Genomic DNA, 16341 nt, shown 5'->3' with positions numbered 1-16341 from the left:
CTCCTCAGTCCCTTACTTCGCAGCCGCGGGGATCTCAGTGACCTTGATCGCCGTGTACTGCTGGCGGTGGCCCTGACGACGGCGGTAACCGGTCTTGTTCTTGTAGCGAAGGATGTCGATCTTGACGCCCTTGTGGTGGTCCACGATCTCGGCCTGGACCTTGATGCCGGCAAGGACCCACGGGTCGCTGGTCACGGCGTCGCCGTCGACAACGAGCAGGGTCGAGAGCTCGACCGTGTCGCCAACCTTGGCAGTGGAAATCTTGTCAACCTCAACGATGTCGCCGACAGCAACCTTGTGCTGGCGACCACCGCTGCGCACGATGGCGTACACGCGGATCTCTCTCTCGCTCGGAACGGAACCCCGCAGTCCAGCCACGCGCTGCGCGAGCGGCCTCTCCCGAAACGCACGGCACGCGAACACGCATGACACGCATGACACGCAGAATTACGGGAGGAAGAGGTTTACGGGGGTGCGGCGCGTCAGGGGACACGCCGACGGTCTAGGTTACGGGGCCCGGCTTGAGGGGTCAAACCGGGCCACCGTCATGCTGTCGGAGCAGCGGAGGGACCGACTTCCGTCAGCCCTCCGCCGGTTCCGCGTCAGTCCTCGGTGGTCGCCGAGACTGCCGAACGGTCCTGCTGCTCGGCCGCCGCGGTCTTCTTCGCGGTGGTCTTGGCGGCCGTCTTCTTCGCCGTCGCCTTCTTGGCCGTGGCCTTCTTGGCGACCGTCTTCTTGGCAGCGGTCTTCTTGGTGGCGGCCTTCTTCGCCGTCGCCTTCTTCGCCGTCTTGCGGGCGGCCGTCTTCTTGGCCGGGGCCGGGGCCTCGGCGTCCGTCTCGACCGCGGTCTCGGCCGCCGTCTCGGCCGCAGCGGGAGCCTCGGCCGGCTCCGCCGAGGCCGACGGGACGACCACGACGGCCGCCTCCTCGGACGCGGTGGGCGCGGTGGCCTTGCGGACGGCGCGCCGACGCGGGCGGGCCGGCGCGGCGACCTCGGCGGGCGCCTCGGCGACCGGCGCGGGCTGCGGCTCGACGACCTCGGCGGCGGCCTCCGGCACGGGCGCCGCGACCGGCTCCGTAACTGTCACCACGGCCTCTTCCGCCGCCTTCGGGGAACCGGCCGGAGCCGACACCTTGCGGGTGGCGCGACGACGCGTACGGCCCTTGGGAGCGGCCTCGTCCTCCGGTACGGCGACCACGGGGGCCGGAGCGGCCTCAGCGGCCGGCGTGACCTCGGCCGCTTCGGCGACCGGCGCCTCGACGACCGGGACCTCGACCGCGACCGGCTCGGACGCGGCGGCCTCGTGGGACGTCAGAGCCCGCTCGGTCCGCTCGGCCCGCTCCTCACGGCGGCCCCGGGGAGCACGCTCCTCGGCCTTCGGCGCACCCGCGGGAGCCGACACGCGCCGGGTCGCCCGGCGCCGCGAACGGCCGCCACGGGAAGCCGCGGCCTCCGCCTCGGCGGCGCTGCTGTACAGCTCCTCGTCCGGCTGGAACTCCTGCTCGACCAGGGCGACGGGCGCGGCGACCTCGGCGGCCACCTCGGCCTCGCTCTCGACCGTCTCCGGCTCCTCCGCGATCTCGAGCTCGTGGTCGTGCTCGGGGACCTGCTCGGCACCACCACGGCCGCGCTTCTTGCGCTTGCCGCCGCCTCCGACCGAGGTCGGCTGCTCCATGTGCACGATCACGCCACGGCCGTTGCAGTGGACGCAGGTCTCCGAGAAGGACTCCAGCAGACCCTGGCCGACACGCTTGCGCGTCATCTGCACCAGGCCCAGCGAGGTCACCTCGGCGACCTGGTGCTTCGTACGGTCGCGTCCCAGGCACTCCAGAAGGCGCCGCAGCACCAGGTCCCGGTTGGACTCCAGGACCATGTCGATGAAGTCGATGACGACGATGCCGCCCAGGTCGCGCAGCCGCAGCTGGCGCACGATCTCCTCGGCCGCCTCCAGGTTGTTCCTGGTCACGGTCTCTTCGAGGTTGCCGCCCTGACCGGTGAACTTGCCGGTGTTGACGTCGACCACGACCATGGCCTCGGTCTTGTCGATCACCAGCGAACCGCCGCTGGGCAGCCAGACCTTGCGGTCCAGGGCCTTCATCAGCTGCTCGTCGATGCGGTACGTCGCGAAGACGTCGACCTCGGAGGTCCACTTCGAGAGACGGTCGGCCAGGTCGGGCGCGACGTGGGACACGTACCCGTGGATGGTCTCCCACGCCTCGTCGCCGCTGACGATGACCTTGGTGAAGTCCTCGTTGAAGATGTCGCGGACGACGCGGACGGTCATGTCCGGCTCGCCGTACAGCAGGGACGGCGCGTTCGAGCTGCCGCCGCTCTTCGCCTTCTTCTGGATGTCCTCCCACTGCGCCTGCAGTCGCTCGACGTCGCGGGCCAGCTCGTCCTCGCTCGCTCCCTCGGCGGCGGTGCGCACGATGACGCCCGCGTCCTCGGGGACGATCTTCTTGAGGATGGTCTTCAGGCGCGCGCGCTCGGTGTCGGGCAGCTTGCGGCTGATACCGGTCATCGAGCCCTCGGGCACATAGACCAGGTAGCGGCCGGGCAGGGAGACCTGGCTGGTGAGGCGGGCGCCCTTGTGGCCGATCGGGTCCTTGGTGACCTGCACGAGGACCGACTGACCGGACTTCAGCGCGCTCTCGATGCGGCGCGGCCCGTTGGCCATGCCGAGCGCCTCGAAGTTGACCTCACCGGCGTAGAGCACGGCGTTGCGGCCCTTGCCGATGTCGATGAAGGCGGCCTCCATCGACGGCAGCACGTTCTGGACCTTGCCCAGGTAGACGTTGCCGACGTACGAGGTCGACTGCTCCTTGTTGACGTAGTGCTCGACGAGCACGTTGTCCTCGAGGACGCCGATCTGCGTGCGCTCGCCGCTCTGGCGGACGACCATCACACGCTCGACGGCCTCACGGCGGGCCAGGAACTCGGCCTCGGTGATGATCGGAACGCGACGGCGGCCCTGCTCGCGCCCTTCACGGCGGCGCTGCTTCTTGGCCTCCAGGCGGGTCGAGCCCTTGATGGACTGCACCTCGTCGGACGGGTGCTCGTCCTTCTTGCCGCGCGGCTCGCGGACCTTGACGACCGTGCGCTCGGGGTCGTTCTCGCCGGGCTCGGCCTCGGGGCCGGAGTCACCGGCGCGACGACGACGCCGACGGCGGCGACGGCTGCTGCTGGAGCCGGAACCGCCCGGCTCGTCGCGCTCGTCCGCCTCCTCGGCGTCCTCCTCGGCCTGCTCGGCGGTGTCCTCGGCGTCCTGCGCGGCCTGCTCGGCGGCGTACTCGTCGTCACCGGCCTCACCGTCCGCCTCGGCGGACTCGCCGCGGCGACGGCGACGGCCACCACGACGGCGACGGCGGCGCGAGCCCGCGGACTCCTCCTCGGACTCGTCGTCCTCGGCGCCGTCCTCGACGTCCTCGACATCCTCGGCGGGCTCCTCCACCTCGTCGACGGGCTCCGCGGCCGGGGCCGCGGGTGCCTCCTCGACGGCCCGGCGGCGACGGCGACGGCGTCCGCCCGTCTCCTCCTCGACGGCCACGGGTGCCTCGACGACCTCTTCGGCCTGGGGGGCCTCGGCGGTCTCGGCGGCCACTTCCGCCGCCTCGGCCGCAGCCGCGGCGGCGGCCCGCTCCGGCGTCTGGAACATCGGCTCGGTGAACACGGGCGCCTGGAACACGGCGACGGCCGGACGCGCGGGCCGTCGCGCGGACTCGGCCTCCTTCGGCGCGGGGGCGGAGAAACCGACAGCGGCCTTGCGCGTGGCACGGCGGCGGGTCCGGCGCGGGGCGCCGTCCTCGGCGGTCTCGGCCTCGGCCGCGGGCGTGGTCTCGGCCTGCGCGGCGGGCTTGCTCTCGGCCTCGGCCGCGGGCTTGCTCTCGCTGGGGCTGGTCTCGCTGGTCACGGGCGCCTCCACACGCTCGTCGGCGGCGTCGCCCTCGGGCGCACCGGCGGGCGCGGAGACGCGCCGGGTGGCGCGACGACGGGTGGTGCGGCGGGGTGCGGCGTCCTCGGCGGCGGGGGCCTCTTCGGCCTGCGCCTCGACGGGCTCCCTGACGACCTCAGGGGTCTCAGCAGCCTCAGGGGTCCGAGCGGCCTCGGTGGTGCGGGCGGCCTCGGCCGCCTTGGGCGCACCGGTCGGTGCGGAGGCACGACGGGTCGCACGACGACGCGGACGGGCGGCGGGCGCCGCCTCCTCCTCGACGGCGGGGGCCGCTTCGGCAGCGGGGACCTCTTCGGCCTGGGCCTCGGCCTCGGTCTCGGCTGGCGCGGTCGCGGGCATCACGGTCTCCGCCGCCCCTGTCGCCTCGGCCGTCACCGGCGCACCGGCGGGCGCGGACGCCCGGCGGGTGGCGCGGCGACGCGTACGGCGCGGAGCGGCGTCCTCGGCGGGCTCGACCGGCTCGGCGGCAGCGGCCTGAGCCACCGCCTCCTCCACCGTCTCTTCGGTCTCCTGGGCCTCTTCGGTCTCGAGAGCCTCGGGGGCCTCGACGACCTCGGCGGTGGCCATGGCCTCGGCCGATGCCACCGGCGGTATGGCCGGAGCAGTGGTCTCGGCCGCGGACGCGGACTCGGCCGCGCCCGTGGGCGGGCCGGCCGGACGCGACGCCGCACGGCGGCGGCGCCGCGGCGGCAGGGTGTCGCTCGGAGTGTTGTTGTTGTCGGAACCCTCAGTGGGTTCGGTCGGCTCGAGCATGCGGGTGGATCTCCCGTCAGGCTCCCGGGCGCCGCGCCTGGTCCGGCAGTGCCGGTGACGTCCGCGGCTCGCGCGATGCGCGGTGCCGCCGTCCGGGGCGCGGGCGCCGCACGGGAGCTCTCTGTGTCCTGTCTCGCCGGTTCCGTACGCCATGTGTGCGTACGGCCTGGCGAAAGTCTTCTGGTCGGTGCGCTGCCCGACCCAGGTGGCTCCCGGATCCGAGGGCGGCGCTACGACGTCCGTCCTTACGCGGGACCTTCCTTACGCCGACGCCTTCGCGGCGGCAGTTTCGGCGGCCCCTGTGCGATCGGCTGGGGCGGCCGTGACTGCCTCGCGGTCGGGCGCGAGCGGGTCGGTCACCGTGCCGGTCTCTTCATCGAACAGCCCCTGCGCCAGCCTGGTCACCGCTGCGGCGACCGGCGGCGCCAGGTCGGCCACGGCGCGAAGACCGGACAGGACGTCGTCGGGTCGTACGGCAGGCGTCACGTGCCGAACAACCAGGCGCAGTATCGCACAGGGCTGGTCGGTCGGCCTATCGGCCTGTGGACTGTGCGCCTCGAGGCTCGCCACGGCACCGCGGGCGTCGAAGGTGCGCATCCCGTTCTTGGTCCTGCGCTGGACTTCCACCGTGTCGGCCGACTTGAAGGCGTCGACCGCGCGCTCCGCGTCCTCGGGTGCCACGCCGTCGAGGCGCAGTTCCCACACGGACGCGGTGAGCCGGTCGGCGAGACCCGACGTGCGGGCCTCGACCGCCTCGATGATGTCGAGCCCCACGGGCATCGACTCGTCGAGGAGCTCACGCAGCTTCTGAGGGTCACGCGTCTGGGTGAGCGCGATCTCCAGGTACTCCGCCTCGCTGCCTGTGCCGGTGGGTGCGGCATTGGCGTACGACACCTTCGGATGCGGTGTGAACCCCGCCGAGTACGCCATCGGCACCTCGGCACGGCGCAACGCACGCTCGAAGGCGCGCTGGAAGTCACGGTGGCTGGTGAACCGGAGGCGGCCACGCTTGGTGTAGCGCAGTCGGATGCGCTGCACCGCGGGTGCGGGCGGCGGGCCTTCGGGCTGTCGCTTGCCCAGTGTCGTTCAGTCCTTCGTGAGAGCGGTCGTACTGCTACCTAGAGTACGTGTCCCGGCGGCTCCCGGTTCCCGCCGGTGCTTCGCCAGGGGCACCTGCTCGGGCTCCCGGGGCGTGCCGAAGAGCATGCGGCGGATGTCCGCGCGGGTCTGCCGCGCCGACTCGCGGGCGGTGGCCAGGGCCTGCCGTGTCACGCGGCCCACGCCGCGCGCGGCCTCGGCGGCGGGCCGCAGGACTGTGTCCCGGACGACGTGTCCGACCGGCGTCAGCACGCTGCGGTACACCCAGCGCACGGGCTCCACGAAGATCCACCGGAAGAGTCGTCCGAGGAACCGGCCGACGGCGAGCGAGAGGTGTCCGGCCACCCGCCAGGCGTGTCCGAGTGCGTCCCCGACCTCCCGCGCGACGACGGCGAGGACCCGTCCGACCGGCACGAGCACCCAGCGCCACAGGGCGAGCGCGGGCAGCACGAGCAGGACGCGCAGGGTCCAGTAGAGCGCGGCGCCGATCCCGGTGAAGATCATCCGTACGAGCCACCCGAGTCCGCGCGCCGCCCACGCGATCGCCCGTCCGACGGGGGCGAGGATCCACTCGTACAACCACAGCGCCGGTACGACGATCAGATGGCGCACCAGCCAGGCCACGACCCGGTACGCCCCGAGCGCGACCGCCCCGAACCCGAGCCCCAGGCCCCTGAGCAGCCAGGCGACGGCCCGCCCGACAGGGGTCAGCACCCGGGCGTACAGCCAGGTGAGTACGGCGCCGATGCCACGGAGCACCCAGGCGAACCCGGCGCCGAGACCGCGGAAGACCCAGGCGAACCCGGCGCCGACGCCCCGGGCCACCCAGGCGATCGCGTGTCCGACCGGCGTGAGCACCGTCTCGTACATCCACACGGCGGGCACGACGAGCAGCACGTACCCGAGCCACGCCAGCGCCTTGCCGAGCGGCACCACGGCGTACCGCCACAGCGTCACCCACGGCCAGACGAACACCGCCCAGGCGACCCACTGCAACACCCGCCCCACGGGGCGCAGCACGGTGTCCCGCAGAAACCTTCCGCCGACCACCAGGGCGTCCCACAGCATGCGCACCGGCACGACGAGCACGAGGACGACGATCCGCACGGGCAGGCGGATCGCGACCGTGAGGCACCCCTCGGCCGGTACTGCGGGTCGCTCAGCAGGCGACTTTTCCAGATCCATACCGACGTAGACGCGTCAGGGCACCATCTGGATGCACGCCTCCGAGGCCGGTTGCGCTCCCGTCGGAACTTCTGGCGGTCGCGCCGTTCCGCCCGGTCTACCGTGCGTCGGCCGGCCGGCGGACGCACACGTGCACGCCCGCGCCGCTGGTGTCCGTCGAGCCAGTACGAGCGTGCGCGGCGCGCCGTCGTCGGGGAAGACCTTCTTTCCGTCGCCGAGGAGCACCGGCATGATCACGAGCGGCACCTCGTCGGCCAAGCCCTCGCGAAGCCCCGCCATCATCTCGGACACGGCGGCGTCGTACCGGCCGCCGCCTGCGCGGCACCCCGGTCACGCTCGAAGCGGACCCGCGCGTCCGCCTGCGCCTGGGCGCGACGGGCGGCAAGCCCCCAACCGCCCTGGACCTGGCGGTGGTTCGGATCAGGCATGGGCGTCGGCTGCACCAGCGGCCCCCGAGCGAAGGGCTCGACCCGCTGAGAACGTGTCCCCTTGTCCGCTGCTGAAGGGACCCCTGCCGGGGTAACGCCGGGAACTCCATGCACACTTTGCCTGTCGCAGTCCCGTCTCCAAGAGGATGATCCACGCATGATTACGCTCACCAAAGAAGACGGCCCGGCGGATCTGGACGGAGTCACCCACCTGTCCATCGGAGTGTCCTGGGATCCCACCGCGGGCAGCAGCGGTGGGGTGATGGGTGTACTCCGCCGCAAGACCGGCACCGACCTGGACCTGATCGCCATCGCGATGCAGGGCATGGACCCGGTGCGCCTGGCGGGCCTCGACTCGCTCGACCCCATGGGCAACGGTTCCCTGGTCCACAGCGGAGACAACCAGACCGGGCGCGGGGAGGGCGACGACGAGACGTTGACGGTCGAGTTCGCCCGGATACCGTCCAACATCACGTCGATCGTGTTCATCGCCGCCGCCTTCAAGAAGGGCAGCTCCTTCCAGAAGGCCCGCAACATCAGCTTCAAGGTGTACGACGCGACCGGCGGCACCACTCAGCAGGTCGCCGACATCTGGCCGAGCATGCTCACCCAGGACAACGGGTGCGCCGTGGCCAAGGCCGTTCGTGTCGACGGCAACTGGAAGCTCGAGGTCATCAACGTGACGGGGAAGATCAAGCAGGGTGACGAGCACGCCCTGATGCGCTTCGCCGTCAGCAAGTAGTCCGCCATCGGTACGTAGAACGAGGTACCCGGGGTCCCTGTAGGACCCCGGGTACTACATACGCCGGACGACCTGCGCCTCCGCCCGCTCGACCGGCGTGCGGCCGTAGACATGGACCAGGGCGAGATGGAACAGGGCGGGCGCAAGAGGGGCCCAGCGGTGGATCCGATCCGCGCGCAGCATGTACGTGACCACTGCCGCAGGACGGAAAGGCACGTAATCGATGGTCTGATGCTCCCATCGATCCGCGACCCCTCGGCCCATACGCGCTTGCAGGCCTTCTCGGGTCAAGTCCTTCAGCCTGGCGTGGAAGTGGGCGCTCCAGTGGCGCTTGTCGACGTCCAGCACAAAGGCAAGCAGATCGAGTGCGTACTCGTGGGGTTCGAGGGACAGCTCCTCCCGCATGCCGCGCCGGGCTACCGCATGCACGTCGGGGGCGTTCCTGCCGGACGAGTCGATGTGCCGCGACATGCCTTCGTTGACAGAGGAGTTCCAGACACCCGGGGCCATCCGGACCCGGTCACTGCGCCGGCTGACGACCAGCAGGTCGTCGGTGGTCACCACCGCCACGTTCACAGCGAAGCTGCACTGCAGAAACGCGGGTGCCCGCAGCGGGTCGTCCGGCGTGAGATACCGGGAACGAGGGGTTGTCCCGTCGGCCAGTCGGCGGTCCAGCTGCTGAGCGGCGAGAAAGGTGTAGTAGTCCGTCGGGCGGAGCCTCAGGTGGACCACGGGTTGCTCTTCGAGAGCGGTGCGTGAGATGTCGAACGACTCGACCGCGTAACGAGGACCGTTCCACAACGGAGTCCGCCCCTCCGCCCTCAGACGCTCGCTCTCCCCCTCGATCTCGGCCCGCCAGCCGGCCATGTCCGAGGGCAGCTCGATCTCCGCGTCGAGCACTTGGACATGGACGGCTTCGGCGGGTATGGACGACTCGCCGTCCCCTTCGACGATCAGGGCGGACGTGTGCAGAGGACCTATGGAGAAGGTCCTCCACGCGGGACTGGACTCCGCCCGCTGCCGCAGGCCGCGCACCGCGCGGGTGGAGCGAGTACGCAGCCGGAACCAGCCGTCCTGCAACGGTTGCTGGAACAGCACGGCACACAGCATCCCGAGTACGGCACCCACGAGTCCGTTGGCCACATCGATCCCGCCCATGCCAGGCAGGGTAGGCAGGTTGATCACGCCACGCGCGATCTTGTCCTTTCCGTTACGGCCGACCCGGTGATCGGCCTGGCGGCGTCTGTGACCGACCGGCGGCGCCGCAGCCTGTTCGGACCTCGGGCGGTGCTACCGGCCGTCCGCCGGCGACAGGTCCTGCTCGGTCCAGATCGTCTTGCCGGTGGGTGTGTAGCGCGTGCCCCAGTGGTGGGTCATCTGGGCGATGATGAACAGGCCCCGGCCTCCCTCGTCGTCGTTCGCGGCGTGCCGGAGATTGGGCGTGGTGTGGCCGGTGTCGGAGACTTCGCAGATCAGGGTCCGGTCGCGGATCAGGCGTACCTGGATCGGGCCGCCTACGTAGCGGATGGCGTTGGTGACCAGTTCGCTGACGATGAGCTCGCTGGCGAACGTCAGGTCGTCCAGCCCCCAGTCGCGGAGCTGCTTGCTGACGGCGGTGCGGATGGTGGCCACCGCCGCCGGGTCCGGAGGCAGTTCCCACTGGGTGAACCGGTTCCGGTCGAGCAGGCGTGTGCGGGCGATGAGCAGCGTCGCGTCCTCGTCCACGGCCCCGGGCAGCAGGGCGGTCACCGCCCGGTCGCACAGCTCTTCGAGGGACGCTCGGGGGTCGGCGAGGACCTCGGACAGCTGCGCGAGCCCGGCGTCACGGCTGTGGGCCGCCTGGAGGAGGCCGCCCGTGAAGAGCGCGACGAGACTGCCCGGCGGGAGCTCCAGATCCGTGCTCTGGTAGGGCAGGCCACCGATTCCCAGCGGCGGTCCGGGGGGCAGCTCCGGATGGTCGACGACACCCGTGTGCGGCTCGACGACCACCAGCACCGACTCCCCGGCCCGCGCCAGACTGCACTTCCCCGAGACGGGGTCGTACACCGCGTACAGACAGGTCACGCCCAGTGCCTCGTCGGCCTTCGGCCTCAGGTGGCCCGGGCCTTGGCCGGCTCCGCGCTCGTGCGCGGTCTGCTCGACCAGGTCGTCCAGGCGGGACAGGAGCTCGTCCGGGCTCAGGTCCAGCCGGGCCAGGACGCGCACACCCGTGCGCAGGCGGCCCATGGTGGCCGCGGCGCGCAGGCCGTGACCCAGCACGTCCCCTACGACCAGGCCGACCCGGGTGCCCGACAGGGGGATGACGTCGTACCAGTCGCCGCCCACCCCGGACCCGCTGTCGGCGGGCTGGTAGCGGCTCGCCGCGTCCACGGCGGCGTGCGGCGGCAGGCGGCCCGGAAGCAGGCTCCGCTGGAGTTTGAGGGCCACGGCATGACCACGGGTGACCAGCGGCATCAGCAGGAAGCCGAGCAGCAGGGCGCCCAGGCCCAGGACGGTGACCCCGCCCGTCCTGCCGATCAGCGGCAGGTCGACGCTGGTCGTGCCGTATCTGGGGTTCGCATAGACGACGAAGGTGGCGTAGAGGAACAACAGGAGCATGATCAGCCCGCCGAGCCCCGGCAACACGCCCTTGAAGACCAGGTCCCTGGCACTGCGGGTGAGGACCTTGCGGTGGTACCAGACGCAAGCGAAGCCGGTCAGTCCGTACTGGAACGCGATCGCGAGACCGACCGAGTCGATCGAGTCGGCCAGGACGTTATGGCTGAATGACGTCAGCAGGACCAGCAAGGCGATGGACACCGCGCCCATGCCGACGGTTCCCCAGGTCGGAGTGAGGAACCTGCGGTGGACCCGGGCGAACCGGGAGGGGACGGCCTTGTGGACCGCCATGGAGAAAACGGTCCTGGCCAGGGGCAGGATGGTGGTCTCGGCGGAGGCCAACGCCGAGGTCAGCACCATCAGGATCAGCAGTCTCGACAGGAGCAGCCCCGTGTCGTCGCTCCCGAACACGGCGTCGCCCAGTCCGGAGAACACATCGTTCGAGTTGTGCGAGTTGCCGAGCCCGATGCCCGCGGTGCCGACCCCTGCGAACGCCTGCGCCGAAGTGGACACCAGCCCGTACATGATCACGAGCAGCACGGTGGACAGGACCGCGGCGCGACCGGGGACGCACGCGCTGTCGACGGTTTCCTCGTTGACCGAGAACGCGGTGTCCCAGCCCCAGTAGATGAAGACCCCCGCGAGGATGCCCGAGGTCAGCGCCGTTGCCGAGGGCACCTCGAACGGGTTGAACCAGGAGGCGGAAACATGGATCGCCGTCGGGGGCGGGTCGGTGTAGACCTTGACCAGTGCGGCGACCGCGAACAGGATCAGCATCACCACTTCCAGGCACAGCAGCCAGCGCTGGACAGCCGCCGAGAACTCGATGCCGACGTAGCAGATCGCGGTGAGCACGGCGATCCAGACGATGCCCGCCACGGTGGTCCACAGCCGGTTCTCCGCCAGTCCGTCCAGACCCACCAGCCGGAAGCTGTAGGCGGCGGCGACCTCGGCGAGGCTCGCCATGACGATGATGTTGGCGACGATGAGGCCCCAGCCGCCCATCCAGCCGGTACGCGGTCCGAAGGCGCGGGTGGCCCAGGTGAAGGTGGTCCCGCAGTCGGCGTTGCTCGCGTTCAGCTCCCGGAAGGCGTACGCGACCAGCAGCATCGGGATGAACGCCAGCATGGTGACGATCGGGGCCTGCAGTCCGACCCCCGCCACGATGACGCCCAGCGTGGCGGCAATGCTGAACGCCGGGCCGGTGGAGGCCAGGCCCATGGCCACCGAGGAGAACATGCCCAGGGCGTTGTTCTTGAGCCCTTTCCGGCCGGACCCCGTCCCGGGAGCGGGGCGGCCGGCGGACTCGGCGCCGCCAAAGTGCCTCACACTTGATTCCAACGCCGGGTCACTCCCCTCCGCAACAGCGCAGGGGCAGCAGGATGGTTCCGACAACCGGAAGCGGCGGCAGCAGCCGAGGCGGCAGCCACCTCGTCAGCGGCCCACGAGGTGGCTGCCGCCCGGCGATCCACTGCGGGAGTGGGTGCGGCAGCGCAGCCGGGAGGCACGGCTGCCGTGACTCGGCCTCGGCGAGCCGAGTCAGTTCGGATCGGGGTGAAGCCTCAGGAACGAGGAGCCGAGGTGCTGGCAGGCCATCAGCGCCAGTCCCAGCTCTGTAGGACGGTCGTGGACCGACCGCCCCATGGCTTCCTCGGCTTTGCGGATCCGGTACTGCACGGTGTTCTTGTGCAGAATCTGGCGGCCCGCTGTCGCGGTGTAACTGCAGCCGGTGACAAGAAAGATCTGCAGCGTTTCCCGCAGCCGGGCGGAGTGCTCGTCGTCGGTCGCCAGTTTCCCGAGGACGCTCCGCACCCAGGCCCGTGTGTCGTCGATGTCCTTGCACATCAGGGCAATCGGCGCGACCTCGGCGTACAGAGTGACGCGGACGCCCGGACCCGCCGCCATCGACAGCTCCTGGGCACGCAATGCCTGCCGGTGGGTGCGCCTGAACCCCTCGATGCCGGACTCCAGGTCACCCACGCACGTCAGGGCCGTGGGATCGGTGCCCTCGACGGTGTCCGACAGCAGGGACCAGGCGACGTCACCGCGCGCGTCGAACGGCAGCCAGGCCCAGGCCAGCGCCTCGTCCCGGGCCACGAACAGCGGTCTGGCACAGCAGTCCAGTTCTGTGGCGATGCTGACGGTGAGCCGGTCGAGGCGGGACAGAGCCGCCCCGCCGTGGGAGCGCTCGGGCAGCCACAGCACGAGTCCGACGTGGTGCTGCCGCAGCCGGTAGCCGAGGACCGATTCCTCCCACTCGGAGTCCACGCGTTCCTCGTCGAGGATCTCCCGCACCCGTCGCGTGCGGGCCGCGGTCTGTCCCAGCAGCCAGCGATCACGTCCGTACTGGTACACCTCGATGACCAGCTCGCTGACCCGGTCGATGTAGGCAAAACTCACGGCCAGCGTGCGGCGCGTGGTCCGCGCGGAGATGTTCTCATCGGCGCACTGACGGTGGAGTTCGTCGAGAAACCATTCCAGGAAATGGAAGTGGCCTATCCGGTACGCCCTGACGAGTGCGCTGATGGGGATATTTCGCTGAGCCAGCCTGCGTGCGTATTCCAATGCCGCCGCGGGCACTTCGACATTCTCCGGGGGCACGTCGTGCTCGAGAACGTGGAGCAGGGTGATGACGTTTTCCGAGACGCTCGCCTGCAGCAGGCCGAGGATGGCTTCATCCCCTCTGAGCTGCGGGATGTCGAGAACCAGGTACTCCCACACGTCTCGGCTGACCTCCGAGGCGTGCGACCCCACCTCCGACGCCACGGCTGCCAGCAGCTTCATGGCTTCGGTGTCACCCATGGCCATGCAGTCACCGTACCGCGACGGCCGCCGCGGCTCGACTCGCGCCGCAGCCATACGCAGCCGAATCGCTACCGTGAGTTCTCTGGGTCGTCGGCACCATATCCGTCGGAAACGTCGTCTCCAGCGTCCGATGGCTCGCCGGCCGATTTCTCTTAGCGTGAGACAGCGGGGGCCGTGGAATACCGGGAGAACCGGAGAGGAGCGTCGGCAGATGAATGCGATGCAGAGCGCCGCGCCGACGGGAATCGATCTCGTGACCGTCGGCTCCGGGAATGGGAAACCGGTCGTGCAGCCGCCTGTCCTGGGCGGACCCGAGCACACGGACTACTACCTGCTGAACGACCTGCTGGACGATGAGCAGCAGGCTCTACGCCAGAGGGTCCGGGACTTCATGGACCAGGAGGTCAGCCCGATCATCAACCCGTACTGGGAACGGGCGGAGTTTCCCCATGCGCTCGTCCCCAAGCTGGCGCAGCTGCGTATCGCCGGCTTCCAGATGCAGGGCCAGGACTGCCCGGGGATGAGCAACGTGACGGCCGGCGTGGTGATCCTGGAACTGGCGCGCGGTGACCTGAGCATCTCCACGTTCATGGGTGTGCACTCGGCCCTGGCCATGACGTCGATCGGGCTGCTGGGATCGGACGAGCAACGTGAACGTTTCCTGCCGCCGATGGCGCGCCTGGAGAAGATCGGCGCCTTCGGACTGACCGAACCCGCTCACGGCACGGATGTGGTGAAGCTGGAGACCACCGCGCGCCGGGACGGCGATTCGTATGTGCTCAATGGCCACAAGCGGTGGATCGGCAACGCGACCTTCGCCGACTACGTGATCATCTGGGCCCGCGGTGAGGACGGCCACGTCGGCGGATACGTCGTCGAGAAGGGCACACCGGGCTTCGACGCCCAGGTCATCACGGGCAAGACGGCACTGCGCTGTGTGCAGAACGCGCAGATCTCCCTCACCGACGTCCGCGTACCGGCCGAGAACCGCCTGGCGAACGTCAGCACCTTCCGTGACACCGAGAAGGTGCTGCTGGCCTCCCGCTTCTGCGTGGCCTGGGAGTCGATCGGAGCCGCCATCGCCGGCTATGAGACCGCTCTGGCCTACGCGATGCAGCGCAAGCAGTTCGGGATACCGCTGGCGGCCTACCAGCTCATCCAGTACCGCCTGGCGCGCTTGCTGGCGGACATCACCGACATGCTGTGCATGCAGTACCGGCTCAGCCAGCTCATGGACGAGGGCAAGTACTCGATGCCCCGGGTCGCCCTGGCCAAGATGCACTACACCGAACGCGCCCGTGCCATCCTCGCCGACGCCCGCGACATGCTCGGCGGCAACGGCATCGTCCTCGACTACCACGTCGCCCGTCACCTGTGCGACATCGAGGCCATCGACACCTACGAGGGCACCGACACCGTCCAGGCGATGATCGTCGGCCGGGACATCACCGGCTACAACGCCTTCGTGCCCATGGCTCCCGGCCAGTGACCTCACGCGGCACGCGTCCGCGGATCGAGCCGAAGAAGGACCAGCCATGGAAGACACACCACTGCTCCAGGGACTGCACGTCGTCGACCTCGCCAGTTTCATCGCCGGACCCGCCGCGGCCACCGTCCTCGGTGACTTCGGCGCCGACGTCGTCAAGGTGGAACCACCCCATGTCGGCGACACCTACCGGGCCTTCAGCCGCATCCCGCCGAACCCCAGGGTCGACGGCACCAATTACGCGTGGCAGCTGGACAACCGCAACAAGCGCAGCATCGAGCTGAACCTCAAGTCCCCTGGAGCCCGCCCGGTCCTCGAACGGCTGGTGCGGTGGGCGGACGTGCTGGTGACGAACTTCCCGCCGTTGACGCGGGCCAAGCTCGGTCTGGACTACGAGGACCTGGCTCCGTTCAACAGCCGGCTGATCTACGCGGACATCACCGGCTTCGGCGAGACAGGGCCGGACGCCCACCTGCCCGGGTTCGACGCCACCGCGTACTGGGCGCGCAGCGGCCTGATGGACCTCACGCGCCAGCACGGCGCGCCACCCGCGATCAACGTCTCCGGCGCGGGCGACCACTCGACGGCGATCACACTGTTCGCCGGGATCATGACCGCGCTCTACCGTCGCGAGAAGACGGGCCAGGGGGCGCGGGTCTCCGCGTCACTGGCCGCCGAGGGCGCGTGGGCGGCGGGTGTATGGCTGCAGGCCATCCTGGTCGGCGCGAAGAATCCCCACGCGGTGGACCGGTTCCACCCGCCCAACGCACTGACGAACGTGTACCGCACCGCCGATGACCGCTGGCTGCTGCTCGCCTTCGTCAACGAGGACAAGCAGGTGCCCCTCTTTCTCAGGGCCATCGGCCATCCCGAGGCCACGGAGGACCCGCGTTTCAAGGACTCCGCGAGCCGGCATGTCTACTCCGCCGACATCGTCGCGCTGCTGGACAAGTCCTTCGCCACGAGGTCGCTGGCCGAATGGCGCGAGACGCTGGACGCAGCCGGCCTCACCTACGGCGTGGTCCAGACACTGGAGGAGAGCGCCCACGACCCCCAGCTCACGGCCAACGGGGTTCTCGTGCCGATCGACACCGACGGCACCTCCTCTCCCCTCACCATCGACAGTCCCGTGCGGCTGGACCAGGAACAGAAGGTCCGCGCGCGGCCCGCTCCCGACCTCGGCGAACACACCGAGGCCATCCTCGGCGAACTCGGCTTCGACGCCGCCGGAATCGAGGAACTGCGCGCCACGGAGGCCATCCCGGCCGCGCGGTGAGGGGCAGCGGGTCAGCCCCC

Annotated in this window: 10 protein-coding genes; 3 read left to right on the top strand and 7 right to left on the bottom strand. The window is 70.4% G+C overall.

Going from position 1 to position 16341, the window contains the following annotated elements:
- Positions 1–12: 12 nt before the first annotated feature.
- The 4 genes from rplU to ACZ69M_RS01425 form a co-directional block, all read right to left on the bottom strand.
- The gene (gene rplU / locus ACZ69M_RS01440) at positions 13–333 is read right to left on the bottom strand and encodes a 50S ribosomal protein L21 (protein WP_006374708.1); all 321 of its coding nucleotides are present in this window, start codon (positions 331–333) and stop codon (positions 13–15) included.
- 269 nt (positions 334–602) lie between these two features.
- Entirely contained in the window at positions 603–4703 is a 4101-nt protein-coding gene (locus ACZ69M_RS01435) for an Rne/Rng family ribonuclease (RefSeq protein ID WP_470045909.1), read from the bottom strand.
- Positions 4704–4964: 261 nt separating this feature from the next.
- Positions 4965–5741, bottom strand: a complete 777-nt coding sequence (locus tag ACZ69M_RS01430) for a TIGR03936 family radical SAM-associated protein (RefSeq protein WP_067370057.1) — start codon at positions 5739–5741, stop codon at positions 4965–4967.
- A gap of 48 nt (positions 5742–5789) precedes the next feature.
- Entirely contained in the window at positions 5790–6986 is a 1197-nt protein-coding gene (locus ACZ69M_RS01425) for a hypothetical protein (protein ID WP_470045908.1), read from the bottom strand.
- Positions 6987–7571: 585 nt separating this feature from the next.
- Here ACZ69M_RS01425 and ACZ69M_RS01420 point away from each other — a divergent pair.
- Positions 7572–8156 (top strand): TerD family protein, encoded by a 585-nt coding sequence (locus tag ACZ69M_RS01420; RefSeq protein WP_470045907.1) that lies wholly within the window; start codon positions 7572–7574, stop codon positions 8154–8156.
- Positions 8157–8210: 54 nt separating this feature from the next.
- Here the strand turns inward: ACZ69M_RS01420 and ACZ69M_RS01415 are convergent, their stop codons facing one another.
- The 3 genes from ACZ69M_RS01415 to ACZ69M_RS01405 form a co-directional block, all read right to left on the bottom strand.
- The gene (locus tag ACZ69M_RS01415) at positions 8211–9314 is read right to left on the bottom strand and encodes a hypothetical protein (RefSeq protein ID WP_470045906.1); all 1104 of its coding nucleotides are present in this window, start codon (positions 9312–9314) and stop codon (positions 8211–8213) included.
- Between the two features lie 132 nt (positions 9315–9446).
- Complete coding sequence (locus ACZ69M_RS01410) at positions 9447–12083, bottom strand: amino acid permease (RefSeq protein WP_470045905.1); 2637 nt, start codon at positions 12081–12083, stop codon at positions 9447–9449.
- Between the two features lie 210 nt (positions 12084–12293).
- Positions 12294–13562: a PucR family transcriptional regulator gene (locus ACZ69M_RS01405; RefSeq protein ID WP_470045904.1), complete on the bottom strand. Its 1269-nt coding sequence runs from the start codon at positions 13560–13562 to the stop codon at positions 12294–12296.
- 208 nt (positions 13563–13770) lie between these two features.
- On the opposite strand from ACZ69M_RS01405, the gene ACZ69M_RS01400 reads away from it, so the two are divergent.
- The gene (locus tag ACZ69M_RS01400) at positions 13771–15048 is read left to right on the top strand and encodes an acyl-CoA dehydrogenase family protein (RefSeq protein ID WP_470045903.1); all 1278 of its coding nucleotides are present in this window, start codon (positions 13771–13773) and stop codon (positions 15046–15048) included.
- Positions 15049–15094: 46 nt separating this feature from the next.
- Positions 15095–16321 (top strand): CaiB/BaiF CoA transferase family protein, encoded by a 1227-nt coding sequence (locus ACZ69M_RS01395; RefSeq protein ID WP_470045902.1) that lies wholly within the window; start codon positions 15095–15097, stop codon positions 16319–16321.
- Positions 16322–16341: the final 20 nt, after the last annotated feature.

The sequence above is a fragment of the Streptomyces sp. NPDC107454 genome, assembly GCF_055582885.1.
Note: the sequence above shows the minus strand (reverse complement) of the source record. Positions and strands in the feature narration are given on the sequence as shown.

Coding starts and splice junctions, on each gene's coding strand:
- ACZ69M_RS01420 (WP_470045907.1), top strand. CDS start 7,572: ATGATTACGCTCACCAAAGAAGACGGCCCGGCGGATCTGGACGGAGTC.
- ACZ69M_RS01400 (WP_470045903.1), top strand. CDS start 13,771: ATGAATGCGATGCAGAGCGCCGCGCCGACGGGAATCGATCTCGTGACC.
- ACZ69M_RS01415 (WP_470045906.1), bottom strand. CDS start 9,314: ATGGGCGGGATCGATGTGGCCAACGGACTCGTGGGTGCCGTACTCGGG.
- ACZ69M_RS01395 (WP_470045902.1), top strand. CDS start 15,095: ATGGAAGACACACCACTGCTCCAGGGACTGCACGTCGTCGACCTCGCC.
- ACZ69M_RS01425 (WP_470045908.1), bottom strand. CDS start 6,986: ATGGATCTGGAAAAGTCGCCTGCTGAGCGACCCGCAGTACCGGCCGAG.
- ACZ69M_RS01435 (WP_470045909.1), bottom strand. CDS start 4,703: ATGCTCGAGCCGACCGAACCCACTGAGGGTTCCGACAACAACAACACT.
- ACZ69M_RS01405 (WP_470045904.1), bottom strand. CDS start 13,562: ATGGCCATGGGTGACACCGAAGCCATGAAGCTGCTGGCAGCCGTGGCG.